Below are 11,712 nucleotides of genomic sequence, written 5' to 3' on the forward strand. Positions count from 1 at the left end.
GATAGATGAGCTCCTTCCTGTTTATGTGGACGTCTTGCGCAAGCTCCACGCCAGCGGCGCCACTTGGATTCAGATGGACGAGCCGTGTCTCGTGCTCGATCTCGATGATGCCACACGCCAAGCCATGACGCATTCTTACGCCACGTTCGCTCGCGAAGTGCCAGGGCTGAAGCTTATGGCGACGAGCTATTTTGGCAAGCTTGGCAATAATCTCGATACCGCCATTGAGCTGTCAATCGCGGGTCTCCATCTCGATCTAGTGAGGGCGCCCGATCAAATCGATCACGTTCTTGCCAAGCGCCGCGCGGACTAGTGCTCTCCCTTGGCGTGATCGACGGCCGCAATATCTGGCGCGCCAAAATCCCGGAGATTCTCGATCGCATCGAGCCGGTCGTAGATAAATACGGCGAAGATCGTCTTGAGATCGCGCCATCCTGTTCACTTCTGCATGTGCCGGTCGATCTCGAGCTTGAGACAGATCTCGATTCCGATCTCAAGACCTGGCTCGCTTCTCGGTGCAGAAGATGGGCGAGCTCGCCGTCCTCGGCAAAGCGCTGGGAAGCGGCCGGGATGCAGTGCGCTCGGAACTGGAAGAATCTGCCGAGGCCGCCAAGTTGCGAGAAGGCTCCCCGAAAGTCCACAACCCGGAGGTGGCCGGACGCGCGCAAAACATGACGTCAGAAATGGCGCAGAGAAAGAGCACGTTCGACATTCGCCGCAAGGCGCAGGCCGAAGCGCTGAAGCTGCCGCCTTTCCCCACCACTACGATCGGGTCTTTCCCCCAGACGGGCGAGGTCCGAAAGGCACGGGCAGCGCATACAAAAGGCGCAATGACCGATTCTGGATACACGAGCTTCCTGCAGAACGAGACAAGGGATGCGGTGCGATGGCAAGAAGACATTGGCATTGATGTGTTGGTCCATGGCGAGTTTGAGCGCAATGACATGGTGCAGTACTTCGGGGAGAAGTTGTCCGGGTATGCCTTCACCAAGCACGGTTGGGTGCAAAGTTACGGTTCCCGGTATGTGCGTCCGCCAATCATTTTTGGTGATGTCTCGCGCCCGAAGCCGATGACCGTGGAATGGGCGACCTTTGCCCAATCCTTAACCGAGAAGCCGGTGAAGGGTATGCTCACGGGACCCGTCACCATGATGCAGTGGTCGTTTGTCCGCGACGACATCCCGCGCGCCGAAGTTTGCCGTCAGATCGCCTTGCTGTTGCGTGATGAGGTCACGGATCTCGAAGCAGCTGGAATCCGGATCATTCAGATCGACGAGCCTGCGCTTCGCGAAGGGCTACCGTTGCGCCGGGCGGACTGGCCGCCCTACCTTAAATGGGCCGTCGAATGTTTCCGCTTATCGGCAAGCGGTGTCAGGGACGAAACGCAGATCCATACCCATATGTGCTACTCAGAGTTCAACGATATCATCGAGTCGATCGGCGCCATGGACGCCGATGTCATCTCCATTGAGACTTCGCGATCCAAGATGGAGTTGCTCGATGCCTTCGTGGACTATCACTATCCGAATGAGATCGGGCCGGGTGTCTACGACATTCACTCGCCGCGGGTGCCAAGCGAAATCGAAATGGTCGACCTCCTAGCCAAAGCTTCGCAACGGCTTTCGCCCGATAAAATCTGGGTTAATCCTGATTGCGGGTTGAAAACTCGCGGCTGGGCTGAAGTGCGTCCGGCGCTCGAGCACATGGTGCATGCTGCGCAAATGCTACGCGAGTCCTTTCCGCGGCGGTAGAAGAACGCAGTGGGTTCAGCCAGAAGAATGAAAGCGTGGGGCTCATATGTGAGTCACCCAGCGGGAGAGAGAGCGGCGCGGGTTCCGCGGCACCGCGAGGATTGAAGCCGGTCGAGGGGAAGAAGTATCGCGTATGATCCAGGGCCATGATCAGGCCGAGAAAGATATCGACCGAAGCGATTCGCCACGAGGTCGATCATCTAATGGGACCGGGCCGGACCGCTCGCGCCAAGCCGACCCCCGGTGCGGAAAGAAGGGAGCAGGGAAAAGTACTCTATCCCTCAACCTGTTCCTGCTGAGGGTCTGCGGGCGATCGGCGAAGGATCGAAGCTGTGAACTGTGAATACGTGCAGCGGACGTATGAGTCAGCGGACCAACACCTATCGGCCATTCTGCCTACCTTGGAAAAAGGCAGAGGAGCAGCAAATTGAGCGAAATTTGTTAGGCTCATATGATCTGTTTGCCGTTAGGACTAAGCCATCAAGCGACTAAAGTCCTCGCTGCGGCGCATAGCGCGATTATGTGAGCGCTACTCTTATTCACTTCATAGTGAGGTGGGACGATACTGCCCGAGTGATCTATCGTTCTGATGATCGGCAGCAGAGCTGAGAAATGTTCGCGGCCTTATTCGGTTGCCAATTCGACATATGGGCCTACGCGGCCCTGCTTGCGCTTTTTAGCTATACCCTTGTCCGCCCGAAAAGGATGCTCGCCAAAGCCGTGTCGCGCATAAGAGCAACAGCGCGCGCCCAGTTTTTGTCGCCATGTCTTGAGGCGATCAGCTACAGCCCCGGCTTCAACCGCAGCCAAATTGCTAGTCTGCCGGCGGGAAGAACAGAATTCTGAAACATTCGAAAGACGCCTGAGGAGTAGGGGCGCCAAATAGTCTCGCAGGGCGGCGGTGAGGCGCCGGCGATACGGGGCGCTTGACGTCAGAGGCAGCTTCATTGCCTTAAAGCTTCATTGGCCTCGCTATCATAGCGTGGACGAGCGCTGGTCTTTATGGCCGCAATAAGCACAGAAGATGGTTTGGATTGTTGAATCGAACCTATGCGCCACGCTTACCGGCTCTCGCTTCATTTCTGGAACTGGACAAGACGACTTCATGAGAACCTTTCGCCTGCTTGCACTCGTCCTACCGCTGCTCCTCCCAACTCCGCCCGTTGAAGTTGCCGCCGCGCCTCAATCGGGCGAGAGCGGAGCAACCATTAAATTGCTCGCGGCGAGTTGTTCAGGCTGTCATGCAAACGCTGCATCCGACGACACATTTCCGGAGATCAACGGTCGTCCCGCTGCGGAGATCCAGGAGGCCATGCTGGCCTTTCGAGCCGACGAACGCAAAGGCACCGTGATGAATCGAATCGCGAAAGGTTATAGTGAAACCGAGATTGGTGCCATCGCTGACTACCTTGCAGCCCTCGACGAAGACGCTGAGGACTAACGGCACCTTCTGTCCAAGGTCTACGCCTCTGGGGTGTTCCTTTGCCTGCTCCTATTTGCTCAGCTGCGGTACTGTGCGCAAGGATCCTGCATAAGGGCGAACTGAATGAGCGCGGACGATAAAAAACTGAGCCGCCGTCGGCTGCTAGAGATTGGTGCTTCGGCGGCCATGATCGTAGGTGGGCCGGCAGTCTTGGGAGCGAAGGGGGCTTCGGCGCGAGGTGCCTCGGCGCGCGTCGTGGTTATTGGTGGCGGCTATGCCGGGGCGACGGTTGCACGGTCTTTGCGCGCGTCTGATCCCTCTATCGACGTGACGCTAATCGAGCCCCGCCGCACTTTTCATTCTTGTCCCTTCAGCAACCTTGTGATCGGCGGATTGCAGCCGTTCTCCGTGCTTTGCTTCGGCTACGACGACATTGCTGCGACGGGCGTGCGCATGGTGTTCGAGCGCGCGATCCGCGTTGATCCTGTGACGAAGACGGTTCGGACGGAAGGGGACTTAGATTTCCACTACGACCGGCTAGTAATGGCGCCGGGTATCGAAATGATCTGGAACGCCATCTCGGGCTACAATGAGGCCGCGGCAGAATTGATGCCCCATGCCTGGCAAGCGGGTCCGCAGACTCTGCTCTTGCGCAAGCAGCTCGAAGACATGCCGGACGGCGGCGTGGTGGTGATCGCCCCTCCCGCTAATCCGTTTCGGTGTCCGCCCGGTCCTTACGAGCGCGCCAGCCTAATCGCTCACTATCTGAAGACTAATAAGCCCCGCTCGAAGCTTATGATCCTCGACTCGAAGGAGTACTTCTCGAAACAAATTTTGTTTCAGCGTGCCTGGACCGAGATCTACGGTGACTTGATCGAGTGGCATGGCATTTTCGATTTCGGTGCTGTCATTGCGGTGCGGCCCTTAGAGAGAGTGCTGGTGACAGAGTCCAAAGAAGTACGCGCTGATGTGGCCAACGTCATCCCGCCACAGCGTGCTGCCAGAATTGCGCAAATCTCCGGGCTAGCGGACGAGACTGGCTGGTGTCCCATCAACCCAGTCACTTTCGAGTCCTCCCTGCAAGCTGGAATTCATGTGCTGGGTGACGCTTCGAACGCCGGTGCTATGCCGAAATCCGCATTCTCGGCTAACGCGCAAGCCAAGGTTTGTGCTGTTCAGATTGCACGGCTGCTAAAAGGTAAGCCGCCGATCCGGACCAAGCTGGCAAACACTTGCTACAGCCTGGTGGCACCAGGCTATGGCATCTCCATCGCCGGCGTTTACGAGCCGGGTGAAGTCTTGATTGACTCGATAAAAGGAGCCGGAGGGATCAGTCCCATTTATGCCTCTGCGAAATTCCGTCGGCTTGAAGCGGACTATGGTGCGAGTTGGTATCGCACGATCACTGAACAAGTCTTCGGTTAAGACATTTATGTAAGAATACGCGGACCGCTGCCGCTTCCGGCGCCCCCGTCAGCATACGTCTGGCCGTCCGATCCGGCGGGTTGGTTTCGCTAAGCTATCTGTTGCGGGTGGTTCGCGGGCGGTTCGAAGAATACGAGTGATCTTTCATCTCGGCCTTTGGCGCGATACATGGCGAGATCGGCGCTATGAATAATTTCGTCCGGCGTTCTGCCGTCATCGGGGATCAGAGTGACGCCAATAGATGCACCGATCTCGTGTAGCCGCCCCCCAACCCGGATTTCACTCTCAAGGGCGGCTATGAAGCGCAGACCAATCATGCGAGCGGCATCTTGATCGACATCATACGAAAGCAGAGCGAACTCATCGCCGCCGAGTCTCACTAATAAATCACTTGGTCGGGTAGCAGTCCGAAACCGCTTGGCAACGACTTGCAGAACGCGATCTCCTATTGAGTGACCATGGAGATCATTGACGCGCTTGAAGTCATTTAGGTCTATCAGGAAGAAGGCATGCTTACGGCCATCAGAAGAAGTTTCTACTGCTGAGGTCAATGCCGAAAGGAGCACGCGACGGTTTGCTAGTCCGGTCAAGGAATCTTGCGAAGCCAGCGTCTTAAGCTGTCGCACCTGAATCTTGGCAGCAACACGGCGCGCAATGTCGTGCCTTGTCTCGCGCAGGCGTCGTATCACGAAGGCAAAGATGCACAGCGCCAAGAGGGCCGTGAGTGACATAGCCTCAGCTATCGATAATCTACGTTGGGGCTCGGAAAGCTCGGAGATAAACCAAAAAAGATTATACTGCAACGCGAGCAGCGCACCCACGAGCATGACGCTGCACAGGAGCAGCCCGTCCTGCACGCTCGGCCAGGGCTTATTGATAATTGTTCGCGCTAACGACCTAGGTCCAATAGGCTTCAAGATAGGCCTGTCTTGAGAAGGGTTGAAAACATACAACAGCTACGCTCAAGAGCTCAAGGATCCGTAAACTCGAGGGCTCGAAGGCACCTATAACGAACACGGGTCCATTATGAGCGACACGCCCAAAATAACAGGTTCGAACCTCAAGCTCGCGGCACCTAAATCAAACGCGCATCAAAAAGCCGCAGTCATTGACTCGGGTTTGCGAAATTCGACGTAGCAAGTTGGATCGCATCATCCAATTCGATTGACGTCGATGCGCCGCCCGCTGAAGTGACGCCGTCGCGTCTCGTGCCGATTTCCGTTTTCGAGGGCCAGGGGACGGGAGCGTAGTGCGTAGCGTGGAGAGACGTGCAGTTGTCCGGGGCGCGGCAGAATTTTTGCCGAGATTTCATTGCCATCGGATGGTTGCTCTCCAAGCGTTTTTCTGTATCAACATAGAGTACGCGTGAAAATACTTGCTCGCGAGTCCTCGGATTGGCTGATTTCTGCGGATGTGCAGATTTCTTCTCTCGCAAGAATGAGGACTGCGGCAGGCTGGCGGATTGCCCGATTGCGGTGCCGGTGCTATTTTTATAGGCGGCCTGGATTTCTCCACCAAGACCAAGTCGTAGACGCACTTGAGCGTTTCCTGCGCGGCCCCACCCGACTCCCCTTGGGTGGGGCCAAGAATTCTTCGACGCTCTAGCCACGCGGATCTGTTGGAGCAGCTTGAGTCCTCCGATGACCGATCAGAGAGCCGAGTTTAAAGGGTTCATCGAGTGCTACCGCCAGCGCGCGGCCGTGGCGTCACCAGTAAAAAGATACGGTGAGAAGGTCTTCGGCAGTCCGGTGGAGGGGGAGCATTGACATCAGCGAAAGAGTGCCGTGCAAAGGCGAGAGAGTACAGGAAGCTCGCGGAGACGGCCGTCGACCCTAGAACGAGCTTCCAGTGGACGCGCCTTGCCAAAGCATGGGAGCAGTCGGCCGTCGAAGCTGTTGCGGAGGAAGCGCTCGCCGAGTCAGTCGCGGATTTGGAGAAGGACGACGACAACAGCAGGGCTAAAGTCGTCACCCCTTGAGAGCGAAGTCTATCCGCTCTTCGCAAACTCTATCAGTGTAAGAACCGAATCGGCATCAGCGCTCGGCCGCTTGCTTGTTTGCTGATGGCTACATGATCTACTTGAAGACTCAGTGGTTTCTTTTTTACCTGCCATTCAATGCCAAATCCGCACTGCCAAAGCCGGGATTGAGGCTTTAACTCACGCCGCACATTCCGGGAAGAGCGGTCGGGTCGACGGCATCTTCTCGCGCGCGGACTTTATCTGGGACAAGCGGCATGGCTACTCCATCCGTCCCGATGGGAAGAGGCCCGGTCGCTTGGCGCAAAACGCACTTTTCATGTTCGGCTCAACAGCGAGAAATGAAGCGCGGCTGGATTGACGCGCGAAGAGGTAGAGGTCATGCGTCATGTAGAAGTATGCTGATTGGTGCAGGGATCATCCCAAGGTTGAAGCAGTGCTCGGCGCTTGAAACTCGGGAGGGTTCGGGCAGTTCCACTGCGCCAGCCGCACGCCGATAGTTTCCGCGCAATGGTCGGCGGACGACCCGACTGGCGCCGGGTCGCCCGAGCCTGATCAGTTCATATTCGAGTCGGTGGTCTCGTCCGCGGACTTGGCGCTCTTGCTGTGATTTTGCCATCCTGGGTTTCGATGCGGCCATTATTGTCGGCGTCAACGGAATCGAAATCAGGAACGTTATTCATCTCTTCTAGATAGTCGCGCGCAGGATATCGACTGAAGCGATACGCGATCGTTCCCGAGCCTCTACGGGGACACAATCCGTCTAAGGCTGTTGTGACGGGGTTACGATTCTTGGCGACGGTCGCTCGGAAAAGCAGCATTTTGAAGGGCATGATCTGAACGATCTTCAGTGGATAGCGCCGAGGACCAGTCTAGCCCAATGGTACAGCCACGATCAGTGACCTTTGCTGTCGATGACGCGCGGCAGGTGTCGGGGCTGCTGCAAGTGCCGCCCGATGCACGCGTCTGCTATGTGCTGGCCCACGGTGCGGGAGCCCGCATGTCGCATCCATTCATGGCCGAAGTTGCCGATGGACTGGCCGAACGCCGCATCGCAACGCTGCGCTACCAGTTCCCCTACATGGAGCAAGGGTCCAAGCGACCCGATCCTCCAAAAATTGCCCAAGCTACTGTCCGGGCCGCGGTACTGGAGGCCTCCCGCCGGGTTCCTGATCTTGCTCTCGTTGCCGGCGGCAAGTCGTTTGGCGGCCGCATGACTTCGCAGGCTCAAGCTGCCTTGCCCTTGCCGGGCGTCCGAGGCTTGGTCTTCCTCGGATTTCCTCTGCACCCGGCGGGACGCCCTTCGGATGAGCGCGCAGATCACCTGTTCGAGGTGACAATTCCGATGCTGTTGCTGCAGGGCACTCGTGACGCCCTCGCAGATACCCGCCTGTTGGAGACGATCATTGAACGGCTAGGTAGTCGCGCCACGACCAGGCTGTTTCAGGATGCTGATCACTCGTTTCACGTGCCGCGGCGCACGGGACGAACGGATGCGGAGGTCAGAGCAGAAATGCTGGACGCGCTGATGTCCTGGCTAGGCGTGATCTAGGGATTGTGCGAGCGATAGCCCTCGATCGGGATGGCCGAGGGTTAACTTTACTTTTTCTCCAAACTTGGCTCGTTTTCATGCTGTTGATCGCTGCTCCGGATGCGAATGTGATGGCCGAATACGGAATCCCCAGGTTAGAGCGGACCATAAACGACCGCCTCTCAAGGCGATCGATCGCCGATGCACTCGAAGCGCTCCGAGGTGATGGCCATCTCGAAAATTGCTGCCGCCTTGAAATCAGAACCAACCCACTCTCCTCACGAACAGATCAGGCGCCCTCTCTTGTCCTCGTTGTCTGCCATCTCCATCCCCCAGAAGAACCCTGGGGAGTGGCGTTACCAACTTCATGGGAGTTTAGGGGCAGACTCTCGGAAAGAACGCACCAGAAACCTTCGACATCTCCCGTCTTGACCGAGCCAGGGTCGATGAGGACGGCAGGGTCACACTCTTGGATGATACGCGTCTGAAAGCTGTAGAGGTGATTCCGGCTTCGCTGCCCCGGAAATTGACCGACCTGCAAAAACAGATCGTCTATTGGACAATCAAGTTCGCTGGTTGCAAGAGTGTTTGTTACTTGGGCCGTCCGCTAACTCCAGATTTGGTATGGCTTGATTTTGCTAAGCTTCGCGGGTTGGAAATACTGAAGTTGGCAGAGCTTGTCCGGTTCATCGCCGAGAAGACGGGGCTGATAATTAACCGACAAGAAGTGGCCTATACGCTCGCCGTATGTGGCATCCGTGTTCCGCGGAAGGGGTCTCAATCCAGGGACTAGATTCGATTCATGTATGCCACAATTCATTTAGCGCTAATCGAAGGGGAAACGGGTGTAATTGGTACGGCTCCATTTAACAGGAGCCGGACATGCCTACCGATCAAATTAGGCTTGTTTCAGTCGACAAGCTGAAGGCGCATCCGAAAAACGCGCGCACGCACTCCAAAAAGCAACTTCGGCAGATCGCCGACAGCATCGAGTGTTTCGGGTTTACCAACCCAATTCTCGCTGACGAGAATAACGCTGTTCTTGCCGGGCACGGACGTCTAGCGGCGGCCAGGCTAATCGGACTGCGAGAAGTGCCGACGGTGACTGTTTCTGGCCTCAGTGAGGCGCAGAAGCGCGCCTATATTTTGGCCGACAACAAGCTCGCCGAGAACGCCGGATGGGATCGCAAGGCACTTGCTGTCGAGCTTAGCGGCCTAACTCCTCTCCTTTCTGAAATCGGTCTCGATATCTCGATCACGGGGTTTGCGCCCGCCGAGATCGACGTGCTCCTCGGCGACCTCAGTGATCCAGAAGCCGATCCGGCCGACGAGCCGCCGACGCTGGCGACAGAACCAGTAAGCCGCATCGGCGATGTCTGGCTGCTTGGTGCACAGCGGCATCGGATAATCTGCGGTGATGCCCGTGACGCGTCTCATTTTCGGAAGCTCATGGGCGGCCGTCGCGCTGCGATGGTGTTCGCCGATCCGCCCTACAACGTCGCCATCAAGTCCATCCAGGGCCGCGGCAAGATCAAGCACGGCGATTTCGCCATGGCTTGCGGCGAGATGTCGAAAGCGCAGTTCACCGCCTTCCTGACTGAGACGTTGCTTCATGCCGCCGAGTACTCCGCCCGGGGCTCTATCCATTTTGTTTGCATGGATTGGCGGCACATGGAGGAGATGCTCGGCGCCGGCAACGCGGTCTACACGCAGCTCAAAAACCTCGTTGTCTGGAACAAGACCAACGCGGGGCAGGGGAGCTTTTACCGCTCGCAGCACGAGCTGATCTTTGCCTACAAGAACGGCGAACGCGCCCACACCAACAACTTCGAGCTCGGCCAACATGGCCGCAATAGGTCGAATATTTGGACCTACGCCGGCGTCAACACCTTCCGCGCCGGCCGCATGGATGAGCTTACGCTTCATCCCACGGTCAAACCCATCGCCCTCGTCGCCGACGCCATGCGCGACTGCTCGCGCCGAGGCGAAGTCGTCCTCGACCCATTCATGGGCTCCGGCACAACAATTCTGGCCGCCGAGCGGGTTGGCCGGCGCGCCTACGGCCTTGAACTCGATCCGCTCTACGTCGACGCCGCAGTGCGGCGCTGGCAGCGCTTCACAAAGGCCGATGCGGTTCTGAAGGGCAGCCGCAAGACGTTTGACGAAATCGCCGAGGCAGTGCCTCGGCAAATACGCGGAGGTCTCAATGAGTAAGCCACGCGACGCACGCAAAACTTCGCCCCGCAACGGCGAAACGAAGAAAAGCGACGGCACGGTCGGCTATGGCCGCCCGCCGAAGGAGCATCAGTTTAAGCCTGGACAGAGCGGCAACCCAAAGGGTCGGCCGAAAGGCTCGAAGAATGAGGCCACCATTTGGCGCGAGGTCATGAGTAAGCAAATCCCGATCCGCGAAGGCGACAAGGCCCGCAAGGTCAGCGTGCTCGAAGCGATGATCCTCAAACACGTCGAGCGCGCCCTCGGCGACGACATCAAGGCCGCCATCTTCGTCTTAAACCGAATTCGCCTGATCGACGGTAATGCCCCGGTGGAAACCGGGGGCTTCGGTCAGGACGACCAAGAGGTCTTGGATGGCTTCATCAAGCGCATCCAGGCCGATCTCCAACCAAAGAAGGACCGAGTATCATGAATAAGTCAGATTTGGCATTGCTCGACGCCATCCTGCGTAACGACTTCGAGACTTTCTTGGAGCGTAGCCTCAAGACGCTCAACCCGGGCGCGCCGTTTCGACCGAACTGGCACATCAGGGCTATCGCCTACCAGCTCGATCGCATCCGTCGCGGGGAAATCAATCGCCTGATCATAAATATGCCGCCGCGCCACCTGAAATCGATCACGGTCTCCGTGGCGTTCCCGGCGTTCGTCCTGGGGCACGATCCGCGGCAACGGATCTTCTCGATAAGCTATGGCAGCGAACTCTCCTTGAAGCACGCCCGGGATTTTCGGTCGATCGTGGAGGCGCCATGGTACGCCCGGACTTTTCCGGGCATGCGGCTGAGCCGCAGCCTCGACGACGAGGCAACCACGACCTTGAAGGGCTTTCGCAAGGCCACGTCGGTCGGCGGTGTCCTGACCGGGCTCGGCGGCAATATTATCATTCTCGACGATCCCCAAAAACCGGTCGACGCCCAATCGAAGACCCGCCGCGATAGCCTGAATCAGTGGTTCACGAACACGCTCATGTCGCGCCTCGACAACAAAGAAACCGGCGCCATTATCGTTGTGACGCAGCGTGTGCACCTGGATGACCTTTCGGGTCATCTCATGGGCGGCTCCGGCGATTGGGAGGTTCTCAGCCTGCCTGCCATTGCCGAAACCGATGAGCGGGTGCCCATCGGCGACGATGAGTTCCATTATAGGCATGCCGGGACGGCGTTGCACCCGGAGCACGAATCGCTCGAGACGCTGAGAGGACTTCAGAAAGATCTCGGTACCTACGATTTCGGCGCGCAGTATCAGCAGGCTCCGGTCCCAGAGGGCGGCGCATGGTGAAGCGAGAGTGGATTCGCTGGTATGACAGGCCGCCGGAGCGCACGTCCAAAACCAAGATCCTTCTCAGCATAGACCCCGCTAGCAAAGATGGGCC

General features: G+C 57.7%; 11 protein-coding genes and 1 pseudogene. 10 read left to right on the forward strand and 2 right to left on the reverse strand.

Annotation, left to right across the window (positions count from 1 at the left end; genetic code table 11):
• From metE to AUC71_RS04790, 4 genes and pseudogenes are all read left to right on the forward strand, one after another.
• A pseudogene (gene metE / locus AUC71_RS04775) lies at positions 1 to 1,751 on the forward strand (5-methyltetrahydropteroyltriglutamate--homocysteine S-methyltransferase); the annotation flags it as partial.
• A 612-nt stretch (positions 1,752 to 2,363) separates the two neighbouring features.
• Positions 2,364 to 2,597, forward strand: coding sequence for a hypothetical protein (locus AUC71_RS04780; RefSeq protein ID WP_069623341.1), 234 nt, complete (start codon positions 2,364 to 2,366; stop codon positions 2,595 to 2,597).
• Positions 2,598 to 2,775: 178 nt separating this feature from the next.
• The gene (locus AUC71_RS04785) at positions 2,776 to 3,192 is read left to right on the forward strand and encodes a c-type cytochrome (protein WP_244500807.1); all 417 of its coding nucleotides are present in this window, start codon (positions 2,776 to 2,778) and stop codon (positions 3,190 to 3,192) included.
• Positions 3,193 to 3,297: 105 nt separating this feature from the next.
• Complete coding sequence (locus AUC71_RS04790) at positions 3,298 to 4,599, forward strand: NAD(P)/FAD-dependent oxidoreductase (RefSeq protein ID WP_083238087.1); 1,302 nt, start codon at positions 3,298 to 3,300, stop codon at positions 4,597 to 4,599.
• A gap of 89 nt (positions 4,600 to 4,688) precedes the next feature.
• Here the strand turns inward: AUC71_RS04790 and AUC71_RS04795 are convergent, their stop codons facing one another.
• Positions 4,689 to 5,426 carry a GGDEF domain-containing protein gene (locus AUC71_RS04795; RefSeq protein WP_204376634.1) on the reverse strand — a complete coding sequence of 246 codons (738 nt, stop codon included), beginning with the start codon at positions 5,424 to 5,426 and terminating at the stop codon, positions 4,689 to 4,691.
• Between the two features lie 278 nt (positions 5,427 to 5,704).
• Positions 5,705 to 6,136 carry a hypothetical protein gene (locus tag AUC71_RS18555; RefSeq protein WP_141701452.1) on the reverse strand — a complete coding sequence of 144 codons (432 nt, stop codon included), beginning with the start codon at positions 6,134 to 6,136 and terminating at the stop codon, positions 5,705 to 5,707.
• A gap of 225 nt (positions 6,137 to 6,361) precedes the next feature.
• Here AUC71_RS18555 and AUC71_RS04800 point away from each other — a divergent pair, with 225 nt between their 5' ends.
• The 6 genes from AUC71_RS04800 to AUC71_RS04825 all read left to right on the forward strand — a co-directional run bounded on the left by AUC71_RS04800 (position 6,362) and on the right by AUC71_RS04825 (position 11,618).
• Positions 6,362 to 6,577 carry a hypothetical protein gene (locus AUC71_RS04800; RefSeq protein ID WP_069623343.1) on the forward strand — a complete coding sequence of 72 codons (216 nt, stop codon included), beginning with the start codon at positions 6,362 to 6,364 and terminating at the stop codon, positions 6,575 to 6,577.
• A gap of 880 nt (positions 6,578 to 7,457) precedes the next feature.
• Positions 7,458 to 8,129 carry an alpha/beta hydrolase family protein gene (locus tag AUC71_RS04805; protein WP_069623344.1) on the forward strand — a complete coding sequence of 224 codons (672 nt, stop codon included), beginning with the start codon at positions 7,458 to 7,460 and terminating at the stop codon, positions 8,127 to 8,129.
• Positions 8,130 to 8,577: 448 nt separating this feature from the next.
• Entirely contained in the window at positions 8,578 to 8,901 is a 324-nt protein-coding gene (locus AUC71_RS04810) for a hypothetical protein (protein WP_141701453.1), read from the forward strand.
• A gap of 89 nt (positions 8,902 to 8,990) precedes the next feature.
• Positions 8,991 to 10,322, forward strand: a complete 1,332-nt coding sequence (locus AUC71_RS04815) for a site-specific DNA-methyltransferase (protein WP_069623346.1) — start codon at positions 8,991 to 8,993, stop codon at positions 10,320 to 10,322.
• On the forward strand, positions 10,315 to 10,755 hold the full coding sequence (locus tag AUC71_RS04820) for a DUF5681 domain-containing protein (protein WP_069623347.1): 441 nt from the start codon (positions 10,315 to 10,317) through the stop codon (positions 10,753 to 10,755). Before AUC71_RS04815 ends, AUC71_RS04820 begins: the two co-directional genes overlap by 8 nt.
• Positions 10,752 to 11,618 (forward strand): hypothetical protein, encoded by an 867-nt coding sequence (locus AUC71_RS04825; protein ID WP_069623348.1) that lies wholly within the window; start codon positions 10,752 to 10,754, stop codon positions 11,616 to 11,618. The genes AUC71_RS04820 and AUC71_RS04825 overlap by 4 nt, the downstream gene beginning before the upstream one ends.
• Positions 11,619 to 11,712 lie beyond the last annotated feature (94 nt).

The sequence above is a fragment of the Methyloceanibacter marginalis genome (assembly GCF_001723295.1).
GTDB lineage: Bacteria > Pseudomonadota > Alphaproteobacteria > Rhizobiales > Methyloligellaceae > Methyloceanibacter > Methyloceanibacter marginalis.